We start from the raw sequence: 15,096 nt of genomic DNA, 5'->3' as shown, positions 1-15,096 counted from the left end.
AGCGCCCCGAAGGACGCCTTTCTGATTTGCTGATTGACAGCGTTGCACGGATTATCTGTACAACACGCTTGGCAGCCACATGCCGATCTGTGGGAATACGTACAGCACGAACATGGCGAAGATCTGAATGAACATGAAGGGAATCATGCCCATAAAAATCTGGTTCAAGGTGACGCCGGGTGGTGATACACCCTTCAGGTAAAACGCCGCCATGGCCACGGGTGGAGACAGGAAGGCTGTCTGCAAATTCAGTGCGACCAGCAAGCCGAAGAACAGCGGGTCTACGTCAAAGTAGGGCAGCAGTGGAATGAAAATCGGCATGAAAATCACGATGATTTCTGTCCATTCCAAAGGCCAACCCAACAAGAAAATAATCACTTGTGACAGCAGCAGGAATTCAATGGGGGTCAGGCCCAAAGAAAGCACCCATGTTTCAACCAGTTCTTGCCCACCCAGCAGTGCGAATGCAGCAGAGAAAATGGACGAACCCACGAACAACCAGCACACCATGGCGGTTGTTTTGGAGGTGAGGAAGGCGGATTCTCGCAGCACAGGAAAGCTGAGTTGACGATAGCCGGCAGCAAGCAACAAGCCACCGAAAGCGCCCAATGCGGCTGCTTCCGAAGGTGTGGCCAAGCCCATCACGATACTGCCCAACACAGCGCCGATCAAAATCGCCAGTGGGAAGAATGAGGTCAGCAGCATTTTGAATACTTCCAGGCGCTCAAAGCTGAGGCGTGAATAGTAGTATCCCAATACAGCCACAATCGCCATTAACCAAATCCAGAAGGTTGTGGGTGCAGGAGTTGATTCAGCTTCAGCAGCAGCTTCTTTTGCCACAGGTTCTTCCACTGCAGGCGCTGCCGCAGCTTCGGTGGTTTCGGCGCCAGCAGGCTCTTCCAGACCAAAGTCATAGTTGCTGCTGCCGGAGCTTTCGTAACCGGAACCAAAACTCACCAAGCCTGAGGTGTCAAATGCAGCTTCTTTGGGAGCAGTCAGTGATGAATACACCAAGCCCAAAATGAAGGCAGCAAAAATTGCGGGGATCATCGCAACAAACAACTGGCCAGCGACTTGACCACCGGTCAGGTTGCCTTCACGACGCCCTTTCAAGCCATTCACCAAGGCAGACACTGCACGGCTGCTACCGTAAGTGCGCTTCAACGAATCAAGTACAGGGCTTAGCGGCACACGGCGTTCTTCCTCAGACAGAGGGGGCGCACATTTTGGGTTGATTTTCGCGCGGATGATGATGTAGGCGATGTACATGCTTGTCAGCATCAAACCAGGAAACAGCGCACCAGCGTACAACTGAACTACTGAAACACCGGCCGTTGCGCCGTACACGATCAACAGCACTGAAGGTGGAATCAAAATACCCAAACAGCCGCCTGCGGTAATTGCACCAGCAGCCATTTTGGTGTCGTAACCCGCTTTCAACATGCTGGGCATGGCCAGCAGACCCATCAAGGTAACTACCGCGCCCACAATACCGGTCGCAGTCGCGAAAATTGCGCAGGTTACCAGCGTTGCAACGCCCAAAGCGCCAGGCAAGCGGGCCATGGCGAGGTGTAACGATTTGAACAGTTTCTCGATCAGGTTTGCGCGTTCAACCAGGTAACCCATGAATACGAACAGGGGTACTGAAATCAGCACGTCGTTGGTCATCACCTTGTAGGTGGACTGAACCATCAGGTCGAGCGTTTTCTGTATGTTCCCGTCGTAAGCGAAGTAGGTGAAAATTACGCCCATGCCCATCAGGGTAAAAGCGGTTGGAAAGCCCAGCATGATGGCCACAACCACCAGCGAGAGCATTAGCAGGCCCAAGTGGCCGTCTGTCATTTCCGATGGCGCAGGCATTGCAATGGCGACCCCGATCAGGATCATCGCCATGATGGCAATACCAAAATATAGTTCTTTTTTCATGATGATTCCTGTTAATTCTTGCCGAGAGAGGCTTTCAACTTCTCTACGTCCACTTCTTCCACGTCGTCTTCACGCTTGGGCCATGCGCCATCCTTGATGCACATGATGCAGCGGATTACTTCCACAACGCCTTGCAGCAGCAAAAAGAAACCGGCCAGTGGGATGAAGGCCTTGAACGGGTAAATGGGTGGTCCGTCGGCGGTGATGGATGACATTTCCTTGATGGCCCAGGCTTCGTCAGCGAATGTGTAACCTGCGTAGGTCAATGCGATGATGCCGGGGAAGAAGAAAACGAAATATAGAATCAGGTCGAGAATGGCTTGTGTTCTGGGCTCAAGAAAGCCGTACAGAATGTCTCCGCGCACATGGCCGTTGGTGGCCAATGTATAAGCCCCTGCCATCATGAACAGGATGCCGTAGAGAATATAGGATGCGTCGAATACCCAAGGGTTGGGGCTGTTCAGCACGTACCGCGTGAACACTTCGTACACGATAATTCCGGTCAACAACACGATGGTCCAGGCAAACAGGTGACCGATCTTGGTGGAAATTTTGTCGACCAAATGAAGGAAAGCTAACATGGGGTGAACCTCGGGTTCGGTTAAAAAAAAGCCAACACCCGTTGTGCAGGTGCTGGCTTTTTGGTGTGGAGCAAATTACTTCTTTTGTGCGTAGAACGCTTGTGCCATCTTGAAGTCGACGGATGTGTCGGCTTGCCACTTGGCTGCACGTGCGGCAAATGCACGCTGCGAATCAAGTACTTTCTTGAACATTGGGTTTGAGGCGGCCTTTTCTTTGGTCACCGCATCCCACGCAGCCAGCTGAGCTTTCAAAATGCTGTCAGGTGTTTTGAAGAACTTCACACCGTCTTTGCTTTGCATTTCAGCGTAGTCTTTGGAATAACGGTCAATTGCCTTCCAGCTCATGTCGGCAGAAGCAGCTTCAGCAGCGTTGGCGATGATCGCTTTGATTTCTGCTGGCAGTTTGTTGTACTTGGTCTTGTTGAACATGACTTCAAACTGTTCGGAAGACTGGTGGAATGACTGCAACATGCAAACTTTGGATACGTCTGGGAAGCCCAACAGGCGATCTGAAGATGCATTGTTGAATTCAGCTGCATCCAGCAGGCCACGGTCCATCGCTGGAACGATTTCGCCGCCAGGCAATGCGTTAACTGCAACACCCATTTTCGTGAACATGTCTACAGACAGGCCAACGGTACGGAACTTCAGACCTTTCAGGTCTTCAGCCTTGGTCACTGGCTTTTTGAACCAGCCCAGTGGCTGGGTTGGCATTGGGCCAGTCATGAAGGACACCACGTCCATGTTCAGTTCTTTGTAGATTTCTTCCTGCAGCTCTTTACCGCCGCCGTACTTGTGCCAGGCCAGCAGCATGTTTGCGTCCATGCCGAAAGAAGGGCCTGAACCCCACAGCGCTACCGCTGCGTTCTTGCCGTACCAGTAAGCGATCACGCCGTGACCACCGTCCAGTGTGCCCTTGTTCACCGCATCCAGCAAGTCGAAAGCTTTTACCACTGAACCAGCTGGCAGTACTTCAATTTTCAGGCGACCACCGGTCATGCTGTTTACTTTGTCGGCAAAGTCAACTGCATATTCGTGGAAAATGTCTTTCTGGGGCCATGTGCTCTGGAAGCGCATGTTCACTGTTTGAGCAGTGGAAATCATGGGGAACGCCATGGCGCCTGCACCTACTGCAGCCACTGATGTGCCTTTGATAAAATCGCGGCGCTTTTGGTTGTTCACTGAGTCAGTCATTTTGCCTCCTTAAATTGATTTAGCTTTCGACTGTTGTTTTTGGTTTTACTTTTCGAACCTGCATTGTGATGGCGTACAAAGGCTAACTAAATAGGAGCAAACCCTTACCTATCGGTACTTTCCCTAGGGTCGAAAAAAAACCGCCAGTCGCAAAACTGGCGGTTTTCTGGTCGAGTCAAATGGTGTTTATGCGCTTGCGCTTACCTTTGAATCTGTTTTGGCTTTCACCTGCCGGTGTTTATCGATGGCTTCAACCTTGCGTTGTTTCTCGTGCAGGAAGCTGAGTACTTCATGCCGGTAGTGGTTGTAGGTGGGGTCGTCGGCCAGGGCCAAGCGGTCACGGGGGCGGGGCAAGTCGATGTCCAGAATTTGACCAATGGTGGCTGAAGGGCCGTTGGTCATCATCACGATACGATCGGACAACAACACGGCTTCGTCTACATCGTGCGTAATCATCACCACCGTGTTTTTCAACTCGTTTTGAATGCGCATGACTTCATCTTGCAGGTGGGCGCGGGTGAGTGCGTCCAGTGCGCCGAAAGGTTCATCCAGCAGCAACACCTTGGGTTCCATGGCCAGGGCACGGGCAATACCCACGCGCTGCTTCATACCGCCTGAAATTTCGGAGGGCAGGCGATCCAGTGCATGGCTCATGTTCACCATGTCAAGGTTGTGCAGAATCCATTCCCGTTGCTCAGTTTTGCTTTTTTTGCCTTTGAAGATTTTTTCAACTGCAATTTCAACGTTCTGATACACGGTGAGCCAGGGCAGCAGGGAATGGTTTTGAAACACCAGCGCACGGTCAGGGCCTGGTGAGTTCACTTCGCGATTGTCGACAATCACGACACCCTCGCTGGCGGTCAGCAAACCCGCAATGATGTTCAGCACGGTGGACTTTCCACAACCCGAGTGGCCAATCAGGGAAATGTATTCGCCACGGTTCACTTCCAGGTTGATGTCTTTCAACACCGGGTTCACGATGCCATTGCGCTCAAAACGCATTTGCACTTGGGAAATACTCAGGAAACGATCGCTCATGTTATTACTCCTTAACCTGCAGATGTACCGCGTGTAATTTTGTTGCCCACCCAGGCCACGCAACGGTCGAGAATGAAACCGACGATACCCACGTAGACCAGTGCCAGAACAATGTCGCTGATCAGCGAGCTGTTCCAGGCGTCCCAGATAAAGAAGCCAATGCCCACACCACCAATCAACATTTCAGCGGCAACAATGGCCAACCAGCTAAGGCCCACACCAATACGAAGGCCCGAGAAAATATAGGGCGCAGCTGCAGGCAGCATGATCTTCCAGAAGTACTCAATGCCGTTGTGCTGAATGACGCGTGACACGTTTCGGTAATCTTCGGGAATGTTGCGAATGCCCACTGAAGTGTTGATGATGATCGGCCAAATGGCCGTGATGAAGATCACGAAAATCGCAGACGGGTTTCCATCCTGAAAACCCGCCAGCGACAAAGGCAACCACGCCAGCGGGGGCACGGTGCGCAGTACCTGAAACAAAGGATCCAAACCACGCAGGGCCCAGGTGGACTGACCCACCAACACACCGAGCGCAACGCCCACCACCACTGCCAGGCTGTAGCCCATGGCCACACGTTCAAGGCTGGCCAGTATTTGCCAGGCCATGCCCACATCGCTTCCACCGTTGTTGTAGAACGGGTTGGTGATCAATTCCCAAGTGTCGGTGATGACTTTGCTTGGGCCGGGCAAACGTGCACCTTCGCCGCTGCACAGAATTTCCCAGATCAACAGCAAAATGCTCATGATGACGATCGGAGGAACAATCTTGCCCATGCTCTCCTTCAATTGCTTGAAGGCAGCGGTTTCAACGAAGGGTTTGCTTTTTACCTTGGGGGCGGTTTGTAGTCGCTCAAGTGTGTCGGTATTCATCATGATGATGTGTCCTTGTTTCTTAGATGAATCAGGCCTTCAACGCTTTAATCGCCAAGCTGTCGAGGTATGCCTTTGGATTTTTCGGATCAAACACCTTGCCGTCGAAGAATTTTTCGACGCCGCGAGATGTGCTGGTCGGAATGTCCTTCGCAGCAACGCCCAGTTCTTTCGCCGCAGCTCTCCAGATGTCTTCGCGGTTCACTTTCTTGATCAGCGCGTTGGTATCCAGCTTGCTGGGCAGGTAGCCCCAGCGCTGGTTTTCAGTGATGAACCATAGGTCATGGCTTTGGAATGGATAGGACGCCTGATTGCTCCAGTACTTCATCAAGTGCTTGCTGTTGTCTTCAAGGCGGCCAGTGCCATAATCGAATTGACCTTTCATGCGCTCAATAATGTCGCCCACCGGTGCGTTGATCCAGCGTCGCTGTGAACAGATTTTCGCGACCTCATCTTTGTTGGCTGGGTCATCGCAGAACATTTGCGCTTCCATGACCGCTTTCAGAATGGCCTTAGTTGAATTCGGGTTGGCTTGCACATAATCCGCACGCAAGCTGAGCGCTTTTTCTGGGTGGTTGTTCCAAAGCTCGCCTGTGGTGACCGCGGTGTAGCCAATTTTCTGGTGAATCAGCTGGAGGTTCCAGGGCTCGCCCACACAGAATGCATCCATGCTGCCCACTTTCATATTGGCGACCATCTGGGGTGGAGGAACCACAATGGTGGATACGCTGTTATTGGGGTCGATGCCCGCAGCAGCCATCCAGTAGCGGATCCACAAGTCGTGCGTGCCACCCGGGAAAGTCATTGCTGCGCTAACAGGTTTGCCGCCGCCTTTTTTGGCTGCCAGTGCTGCCTTGAACTCCGTGGCGTTTGTGCCTACTTTCAGGTCTTTGAATTCATTGCTCACTGAGATCCCTTGGCCGTCCAGGTTCAAGCGGCACAGAATATTCATTGGCACCGGAATATTGTTGGTGGTGATGGCACCAGTGGTGAGCAGGTAGGCCATGGGTGTCAGCAGGTGTGCGCCGTCAATGCCGTTGCCTGCCGAGCCCAGTACCAGGTTGTCGCGGGTGGTGCCCCAAGAAGACTGCTTCAACACTTCAACATCGGTCATGCCGTGCTTTTTGAAGAACCCTTTTTCATCAGCCACAAACAATGGTGCAGCATCGGAAAGTGCAATGAATCCCAACTTGGCTTTTGTGGTTTCCAGTTTGGTGGACTGGGCCATGACGATGGAGGGGGCGCCAAAACCAGCCAGCAGGGTTGAACCCCACACCGCTGCAGATTGTTTGATAAACGTGCGACGTGTTTCCGACAACTCGGTTTTTTTGTCTGTTGGTTTGTTGCTCATGGTGTGCGTCCTTCTAAGTTCAACACAAGAAAAAACGGCGCACATCACCACACCTGCCCAAGCAAGTTTGGGATGGACGCCGTTGTCCGGTACTTCAATCACTTCAATGCAATTGACCTGATCCGTCGTTGGTCATGGTCTCAGTACACACTTAGCAGAATGTGTGCCATGCAAAAAAGGGGTGCATAGTTGTGAAATTGAGTTAAATCAGTGCGGGATTCCACGCTAATTTTGGTGCGTGGAGCGAGTTTGGTGCGGCGCACCAAATAAATCGGTGCGCCGGTTTTGATGGATGTGGTGCATGCACCGGTTTGATGTGCGTGTTTCGGTGCTTATTTTTGAAGTGCGCGAATACCGACCCAGGCAAAAAAGAGGGCATAAGCCAAATCGATGAGGCCATAGCCAGAGTAAAACAGGGCGAGCAGTGGTGTTTCCTCACGGAGGATGGGCAGCATGTCTGATTTGCTGCTGATCCAGACGACCCAGGTGTACACGTAGATCGCCTTCTCGAATGCAAATACAAAGCAGATAGCTGGCAGTTGATGCGCTTGTCTGGCCACTGCCAGATACGCCAGACCCCATACCATCACCATGAAAGTACCGAAATCAGAAAAGACTTCGGGTGATAATTTGTGGAAGGCCGTGTTGGTGAAAAACTCGCTGGCGGCGAGCATGCCAAATATATTGGTAAAGCCGGCGGCAATAAAGCCCAGAAAAATGAACCGGTTATTTGCTGTGCTGTTCAAAAGTTGTCTCCGTTTGTTGTTTTGGGTGTTTTTGGATACTACCTGAATACTATATACTTGCGCCCCATGGAGAAGTGCGAGAGCGGCTGAATCGGCCTGACTCGAAATCAGGTAAGGGGGCAACCTCTTCGAGGGTTCGAATCCCTCCTTCTCCGCCAAAAAACAAAAAGCCCCGAAAGGGGCTTTTTGTTGACTATCGACACGGCCAGTATCGCGTGGAAGGGCACGCAGGTGCGGCGAATTACCTTGGCAAATTCAGTGAATAAGTACTTGTGGTACCACTCACTTCACTGCTCACAACCAGCAGGTCATTACCAGTTGGAGAATCGGCTGCTGCGATAAACACCAGTCCTTCAGGGCCGAGGTCCCCGAAGGCGGCAAGTTGCTCTGGCGTTGTCGCATCTTCGGGTTCCATGTCCCAAATTTCACGGGTGTTCAGGTAATCCACGCGGAATGGTGCCGCAGGGTTTGTGATGTCGTAAATCAATACCCCACCAAACCGTTCCAAACCGATGAAGGCATAGGTTTTGGTACCCACCGTGCCAATTGCGATACCCTCCGGTTCCGGACCCTTGGCATCGCTACGGCTGTCCAGTGCATTGCCTTCATCGTGACCAGAATTGAAGAAGTCTTTGCAGGGGATATTTCGGGCGCTGCCAGCCATGCATTCGTCACTGGCGAAGAATTTTTCAAACTCTGCTCCGGAGTCAAACACCAAGGCCCCATTCTCGTCGAATATGGAAAATGATCGGCCGCCGTATGAGTAAAGGCGGTCATACATAATCCGCGTACCGGTTGGTGATACAAGTCCAGTCGCTGCGTCATACAATACAGGATTGCCGTTGACATCCTTTTGGTAACCCATGGTCCAGGTGATGTTCAAACGGCCGAGCATGTTGTCGGCGCGACAAGCCCCAGGGCTTGTGGCTGTGGCACCGCAGTAGCCAAATACCAGTGGATTGAGCAAACCGCCACCGTTACCGCCTGCAACCAGTGCGTTCAATTGTGGTGGCAGGTCATCATTCAGGCGACCCGCCCAGCCATTTGCGTTCACCAAATGCTTGACACGAAATTCTTCAACAAAACCGAGTGTTGCATCGCCTGCGAAATAGTCGTCGTTGTCTTCGCCCCAGGCACGGGCGTCTCCTTCGTTCGCTGTTACCAGGTAGGTTACGCCGCCAACCGAGTAACTTGCCATGGCATCGGGAAGGTACAGGCCACGAACACCGGGCCATGTACGAATATTGATTGCACCATCTTCTTCATCGGATGCGTCAAATTCGTTGCCCGCCAGGCCGTGGTCCTTTTCGCCCAATGGGAAAATATCGGTCACTGTGGCGGTCGCAATATTGATTTTCGCGATTGCATTGTTCTCTTGCAGGGTGACGAAAGCGGTGGTGTTGTCCTGTGAAATCGTGATGTATTCAGGTTCAATGTCCTGCGCGGCACTGGCACCATTCATGATGCTGCCTCCAGCAGTGTTGGTTGGCCCGTAGATACGAGCCCCAGCAGCGCGCAAGGTGGCTGCATTGAAACCGCTGAAACTTGCGGTGGCTACTGTGGGGGTCGCTGGAGTGCTAATGTCTATGATGCTGACGCTGCCTTCAGGATCAATCCGGTAATCGTCGCTTGGTTCACCTTCATTGGCTGTCAATACTTTGGTGGCATCGGGCGTGAACACGATCATATCGGGCTGAGCACCCACAGCAATGGAGCTGATCAAGGTGAGCGTTTCTGTGTTGTAGAAGGCCGCAAGACCAGGGTTGGTTTTTGTTGCGTCTTCAATTGCAACCGCCAGAATACCGTTGGCTACTGCAATACTGTTCACCACTGAGCCCATACGAATTGCATTCGTGGTCAGTGTTTGTTCAAGCACAGGGTTTTCCGGGTCGCTCAAGTCGAGTACATCGATAGCCCCGGCTTGTGCATTGACCACGAACAAGCGTTGGCTTACCGGGTCGTATGCCGGGATCTCTGCTGCTGATGCATCATAGATTCCAGAATTGTAAGTGCTCAGTCTTGAAATACTGGTGGTTTCGCTGCTGCTGACCGCAGGAGGGGTGTTGTTGTCGCTGCCGCAGGCAACCAAAGTGGCAGCAGCAATCGTGCTGAGTGCGAATAGTTGAAGTTTTGTCTTTGTCATAGTAATAGGCTCAAGTCGCTTTTAAAGCACTTGAGCCTATTGTTAAAAAATGAAAACTTAATGACACATGACAAGTAAATTAAATATTAGCCAGGCAAGCCATCGGTGGGTAATCCGGGCAATTCGCCACCCAATGCGTCGGCACCGGATGAAATGCCACTGCTGAGTGTACCCAGCAAATCACCTTCGGGAATTTCGGGCAGGCCTGAACCGCCAGCGCCTTGAAGTGCAGATTGCAAGGTGTCTGCGCCGCCTAAAATACCGTCGACCAAATCGGCCAGCCCGCCTTCAACCTCGGCAGGAAGAGCGGGTGTGCCACCACCCAAGCTGTCCAGGTTGGGAATCTCGGTGCCCATTTGGCTCAGTACACCTTCCAGTACATTGTCGATTTCAACAGCAACATCTCTCAAACCCTGCAGCAATTGATCGTAGGGCTCTACCTGTTCGCTGATAGGTTGTGTAATGTCATCGGCCAAATCAACCACGCTGGTCACCAAGCCACCATCTGTTGGGTCAACATTGGGCAGTGCGGAAATCAGTGTATCCAGGCCAAGGTCAGTATTCACAGCTTCTGAAAGCGGGTTGGTAATCGGGCTTAGTGGTTCGCCCAACGGTGTTTGGTTAACGCCATCCACCAGTTGTTGTACAAGGTCTGCCTGCGGTGTGCCTTCCCCAGTGGTGGCAACCAAAGCATCGTGCACGTTTTCAAGTACACCCAAACCTGTTTGCTCCACTGCAACTGCAATGTTGTCAGGAGTCGATTCAGGGTCGTTCTGGCTGTTTTGTACAGCATCCTGAATTGGCTGAAGAATGCTTTGCTGTAAGTTGTCCTGAGTCAGGTTTTCAGTGGCAAATTCCTCAAGGCTTTGTGGGCTGTCTTGAGAAGAAAACTCACCAGCACCAACGCCCCCAAGGCCACCACTGCCAGCGTTGCTGGCGCCTGTGCTGGTACCAGTTCCAGCATCGCCGCTTCCAGAGTCGCCAGAACCACCTGCGAGGAATGCGCCTGCTGCCACGGCGCCTGCACCCGCCAAGCCGCCACTGCCTGCACCAAGAAGGCCGGCACCAAACAGGCCAGCCACGGCACCGCCCTCGGCTGCGGCGGAATTCTCGGCCAGTTCGGTAGTGAACTCGAAACATTCACCGTCTTCAAGCACCACGATTTGCTGCTGGCCATTGGCACCTGTTTGTTCACCCAGTGTCAGCTTGCCATTGGCAGTCATCACACCCGCCGCAGGAATTTGCCCTTCAGTTCCGGGAAACTCGAGCGCCAAACGTCCATTTGCGCCTGTGACCACTTCATCACCCGGCAGCAGGTAGTCGCCTGCCTTTACAGCCACAGTTTCACCGTTGCGGCTTACGTTGACTTCGCCTTCAAGGTCTTTGATCAATGCTTGGGGTGCGGCCATGGGTTTGCTCCTGAATTGTTGGATTTGTGTTTAACATCCGTCAATTTTGCTAGTACGCCAATTTTTTAATCCTCCAATTAGGGGGAGGGTTCTACCCTCTATTGGTGAATTTATAATTGACAATGACTGTTGTCAGATATACATTCACACAAGCAAAATTTTTCTGAAAAGGTTCCAGGCATGAGTGAATACACGGTGGTCATCATTGGCAGTGGTTTCGGTGGGCAGTGCGCGGCAATTAATTTGAAAAAACGTGGCATTGAAGATTTCATCATGCTCGAGCGCCGGGACTTCATGGGGGGCACCTGGTGCCAAAATTCGTACCCTGGCGCCGCCGTTGATGTTCAATCGCTGTTGTATTCAATTGAAAGCGAACCTTACGACTGGAGCCAAATGTTTGCTGAAGGTGCAGAACTTCAGCAATACACCGAGCACGTGATCACCAAGCATGGCCTGCGTGAGAAAACCCGTACCAACAGCAATGTGCAGCGCACCGAGTGGCACGAGAACGAACAACGCTGGTATGTACATTTGCAAACAGGCGATGTGATCAAGGCGCAGTTTGTGATTAACGCTTCTGGCCCCTTGAGTACACCCGTGATTCCGAACTTCAAGGGACGCGATACATTCAAAGGAAAGACTTTTCACACCAATGCCTGGGATCAGCAATACGACCACAAAGGCAAACGCGTCGCCATTATTGGCAGTGGTGCCAGCGCGGCACAGGTGATCCCCGCCATTGCGTCTGAAGTAGGGCATTTGCATGTATTTCAACGTTCACCCCATTGGGTACTGCCGCGACCAGACCGTGTATTCAAGCCCTGGCAGCGCGCTTTGCTGAAAGTGGAGCCCATTAGCAAATTGGCTCGTTCAGCAATTTATTGGGGATTGGAAAGCCGTGTTATTGCATTCAAGTACTCTGACTTCGCATTGAAGAACATTGCACAGCGCGAGGCACTGCACCACATCAAGAAGCAGATTAAAGACCCTGCACTGCGTAAGAAAGTAACACCCGATTTCACCATTGGCTGCAAACGGATTATTTTAAGCAACACGCTGTACCCCGCTTATTGCCGCCCCAACGTAAGCTTGCACGACAAGACCGACGGCATTGCCGAGATCAATGAAACCGGCATCAAGACACTGAGCGGCGAGCAGATTGAGCTGGACTGCATTGTGTATTCCACGGGTTACGATGCCACTGACGGTGTAATTTCCTACCCGGTGGTGGGCAAGGGCGGCACCAAACTGGCCGATGTGTGGAATGAGTTTCCACGCGCTTATTTGGGCACCACCGTGCCGCAGTTTCCCAACCTGTTTATCGTGACTGGTCCGAATACCGGTATTGGGCATACCTCAGCAATTTTTGTGATTGAAGCGCAGATGCATTACATCATGCGTGCCATTGCTGAAGTGAAAGCGAAAAAAGCCGCTGCCATTGAGGTGAAGCCGCAAGCCGAAGAGCGCTACACCACCCACATTCACAGCGAGATGGAAAAAACCGTTTGGAAACGCGGTGGTTGTACCAGTTGGTACAAAAGCAAAAGCGGCCATGTGGTGGCCATGTTTCCCGGCTTCAGTTACACATACCTGCGAATGGCCAGGAATTTCAAGATGAATGACCATGTGTTGCAGGCACCTTTGGCACAGCAGCAGCCCTTACACTCCGATGAATCTGCATTGCTTACAGAAGGAGCTGCAGCATGAAGAATTTCAAAGACAAAGTGGTGGTGATTACCGGTGCAGGTTCAGGTATGGGGCGTTCGTACGCGCTGATGTTTGCGAAACTTGGCAGTAAAGTTGCTCTGTGTGATTACGATGAAAAAGGTTTGAAAGAAACCGAGAAACTGGTAATGCAAGCGGCCAATGTGCAGGTGTATGCCGAGAAGCTTGATGTGTCGAACAAGGCGGGGGTGTATGCATTTGCCCAAGCAGTGAAAGCAGCGCTGGGCAATGCACATGTGATTATAAACAACGCGGGTGTTAGCGGAGAAGGTCGCCCAGTGTGGGCCTTGAGTGACGACAGCTATGAGCGCGTCATGGGCATTAATTTCTGGGGTGTGGTGCATGGCACGCGCGCATTCTTGCCGCAACTATTGGCCAACGGCGAGGGCGCTGTCGTGAATGTGTCGAGTATTTTTGGTTTGGTGGGCACACCGAGCAATTCAGATTACTGCGCCAGCAAATTTGCAGTGCGTGGGTTTACAGAATCGCTGATGGTTGAGCTTTCAAACAGCAAGGTGCAGGTGCATTTGGTGCACCCAGGTGGCATCAACACCAATATTGCCAGCAAGCCGGAGCACGAAAAATTTGCCAAAAAATTCCTGACCACGCCGCCTGATGAAATTTGCGAGTATGTGTTGAAATGCATCAAGAAAAACGAGCCGCGTATTGTGTATGGCAACAATGCTGCGCGTGTGTGGTTGGGCTCGCGCCTGGTGCCGTTCAAGCGCATGCGCCACATTCTTTGGCAACAAATGGGGCGCACGCTGAACGCTGAAGATTACAAAGGCATACAGATTAAGTAAGCCAAGTCATGTTTACACCACCAGGTAACCGCCATCCACATTGATGCAGGCACCGGTGGTGTAACTTGAAGCCTCGGAGGCTAGATATAGCACAGTACCCGCCATTTCGCTGGGCTGTGCAACCCGGTTCATGGGTACATGTTGCAGCAGCGCGCTGCGAATGGCATCGTTGTGCACCAAGGCCGATGCAAATTTGGTGTCGGTTGCACCGGGCAGCAGCGCATTCACACGCACCTTCATGGGCGCACATTCTTTGGCAAAAGCTTTGGTCATTGAAATGACTGCGGCTTTTGTAATCGAATAAATACCTTGGTAGAGGCCGGGAATAACGCCATTGACCGAAGCCACATTAATAATGCTTCCGCCGCCATTCTTGCCCATTAGTTTGCAGCCGTGGCTGCTCATGTAAAAGTAACCACGAATGTTCACATCGCAGGTTTTTTGAAAGGCAGCCAGGTCAGTGTCGTAAATTGGCCCGAAGTGTGGGTTGGTCGCCCCGTTGTTCACCAAAATATCCAGCTTCCCGAATTTTGCTTCAATTTGTTGGTACAGCGCCTCAATCTGGTCCATCTCGCCCAAATGGCAGGCCATGGGCACAGCTTTCAGGCCATCTGCTTGAAATTGCGCAGCAATTTGTTCGCAAGCCTCCTGTTTTCTGCTTGAAATAATCACCGTAGCCCCCTTGGCTGCCAGTAATTCCGCACAGGCCAGGCCAATTCCGCGGGTCGCGCCCGTGACCAAAGCCACCTTATCTTGTAAATTGAACAAATCAGTTGTTGTTTTCACATCGTCTCCTTGCAGGCATTTTCTAATTGTTTTTCATCTGAAAAGGTAACATCGCATGGGCTCGGAATTTGAGCAAGACGGCAAGCATGTTTTTGTGTACGGATCACTGATGTATTTGCCAGTTTGGGGGCAAGTGGTGCAGGGTGTTTATCCCTGTTTGAATGCCATTGCCAAAGGGCATCAACGCCATGCTGTGCCTGGTGAAACTTACCCGGCCATGGTGCCAAACCCGAGCGCGCAAGTGCAGGGTTTGGTGTGGCTGAATGTGTTGCCAGAGGATGTCAAGAATCTTGATGCCTTCGAGGGGCCTGAATATGAGCGCCGCGAAATTGAGGTTGTGCTGAACACCAGTGGCGAAACCTTGAAAGCCGAGACCTACATTTGGTTGAACCGGGATGTATTGACTGATGAGTTGTGGAGTGTGAGCCGGTTCGAGGCCGAGGGTATGCAGGCTTTTTTGAACAAACACGTGGGCAACTGGAACAGCACCGGGCAAAGAAAGTAACAACAAGAAAGGAG

Annotated in this window: 13 protein-coding genes and 1 tRNA gene; 4 read left to right on the top strand and 10 right to left on the bottom strand. The window is 52.0% G+C overall.

Going from position 1 to position 15,096, the window contains the following annotated elements; translation table 11 throughout:
* Positions 1-51 precede the first annotated feature (51 nt).
* The 7 genes from HKT17_RS08830 to HKT17_RS08800 form a co-directional block, all read right to left on the bottom strand.
* Entirely contained in the window at positions 52-1,926 is a 1,875-nt protein-coding gene (locus HKT17_RS08830) for a TRAP transporter large permease (RefSeq protein WP_171099415.1), read from the bottom strand.
* A gap of 11 nt (positions 1,927-1,937) precedes the next feature.
* On the bottom strand, positions 1,938-2,507 hold the full coding sequence (locus HKT17_RS08825) for a TRAP transporter small permease subunit (protein WP_008252921.1): 570 nt from the start codon (positions 2,505-2,507) through the stop codon (positions 1,938-1,940).
* 75 nt (positions 2,508-2,582) lie between these two features.
* Positions 2,583-3,701, bottom strand: coding sequence for a TRAP transporter substrate-binding protein (locus tag HKT17_RS08820; RefSeq protein ID WP_008252917.1), 1,119 nt, complete (start codon positions 3,699-3,701; stop codon positions 2,583-2,585).
* A gap of 186 nt (positions 3,702-3,887) precedes the next feature.
* On the bottom strand, positions 3,888-4,739 hold the full coding sequence (locus tag HKT17_RS08815) for an ABC transporter ATP-binding protein (RefSeq protein ID WP_008252915.1): 852 nt from the start codon (positions 4,737-4,739) through the stop codon (positions 3,888-3,890).
* Positions 4,740-4,750: 11 nt separating this feature from the next.
* On the bottom strand, positions 4,751-5,617 hold the full coding sequence (ntrB, locus tag HKT17_RS08810) for a nitrate ABC transporter permease (RefSeq protein WP_171099413.1): 867 nt from the start codon (positions 5,615-5,617) through the stop codon (positions 4,751-4,753).
* A gap of 28 nt (positions 5,618-5,645) precedes the next feature.
* The gene (locus HKT17_RS08805) at positions 5,646-6,965 is read right to left on the bottom strand and encodes a CmpA/NrtA family ABC transporter substrate-binding protein (RefSeq protein WP_171099411.1); all 1,320 of its coding nucleotides are present in this window, start codon (positions 6,963-6,965) and stop codon (positions 5,646-5,648) included.
* 332 nt (positions 6,966-7,297) lie between these two features.
* Entirely contained in the window at positions 7,298-7,711 is a 414-nt protein-coding gene (locus tag HKT17_RS08800; protein WP_171099396.1) for a hypothetical protein, read from the bottom strand.
* A gap of 68 nt (positions 7,712-7,779) precedes the next feature.
* Between HKT17_RS08800 and HKT17_RS08795 the strand changes: the two genes are divergently transcribed.
* Positions 7,780-7,869, top strand: a tRNA-Ser gene (locus HKT17_RS08795).
* A gap of 83 nt (positions 7,870-7,952) precedes the next feature.
* Here HKT17_RS08795 and HKT17_RS08790 read toward each other — a convergent pair.
* Both HKT17_RS08790 and HKT17_RS08785 read right to left on the bottom strand, forming a co-directional pair.
* On the bottom strand, positions 7,953-9,854 hold the full coding sequence (locus HKT17_RS08790; protein WP_171099378.1) for a choice-of-anchor I family protein: 1,902 nt from the start codon (positions 9,852-9,854) through the stop codon (positions 7,953-7,955).
* Positions 9,855-9,940: 86 nt separating this feature from the next.
* Positions 9,941-11,263 carry a FecR family protein gene (locus HKT17_RS08785; RefSeq protein WP_171099376.1) on the bottom strand — a complete coding sequence of 441 codons (1,323 nt, stop codon included), beginning with the start codon at positions 11,261-11,263 and terminating at the stop codon, positions 9,941-9,943.
* 180 nt (positions 11,264-11,443) lie between these two features.
* Between HKT17_RS08785 and HKT17_RS08780 the strand changes: the two genes are divergently transcribed.
* Together HKT17_RS08780 and HKT17_RS08775 are read left to right on the top strand one after the other, a co-directional pair.
* Positions 11,444-12,970 carry a flavin-containing monooxygenase gene (locus HKT17_RS08780; RefSeq protein WP_171099374.1) on the top strand — a complete coding sequence of 509 codons (1,527 nt, stop codon included), beginning with the start codon at positions 11,444-11,446 and terminating at the stop codon, positions 12,968-12,970.
* Positions 12,967-13,791, top strand: a complete 825-nt coding sequence (locus HKT17_RS08775) for an SDR family NAD(P)-dependent oxidoreductase (protein WP_105029283.1) — start codon at positions 12,967-12,969, stop codon at positions 13,789-13,791. The genes HKT17_RS08780 and HKT17_RS08775 overlap by 4 nt, the downstream gene beginning before the upstream one ends.
* A 12-nt stretch (positions 13,792-13,803) precedes the next feature.
* On the opposite strand, the gene HKT17_RS08770 is transcribed toward HKT17_RS08775, so the two are convergent.
* Positions 13,804-14,577, bottom strand: a complete 774-nt coding sequence (locus HKT17_RS08770; RefSeq protein WP_171099372.1) for an SDR family oxidoreductase — start codon at positions 14,575-14,577, stop codon at positions 13,804-13,806.
* A gap of 55 nt (positions 14,578-14,632) precedes the next feature.
* Between HKT17_RS08770 and HKT17_RS08765 the strand changes: the two genes are divergently transcribed.
* A complete protein-coding gene (locus HKT17_RS08765) occupies positions 14,633-15,082 on the top strand; it encodes a gamma-glutamylcyclotransferase family protein (protein WP_171099370.1) in 450 nt (149 codons plus the stop codon).
* The last annotated feature ends 14 nt before the right edge of the window (positions 15,083-15,096 follow it).

The organism is Limnobacter sp. SAORIC-580 (assembly GCF_013004065.1).
GTDB lineage: Bacteria > Pseudomonadota > Gammaproteobacteria > Burkholderiales > Burkholderiaceae_B > Limnobacter > Limnobacter profundi.
The sequence above is the reverse complement of the archived record's forward strand: the minus strand, read 5'-3'. Positions and strand labels throughout refer to the sequence as shown.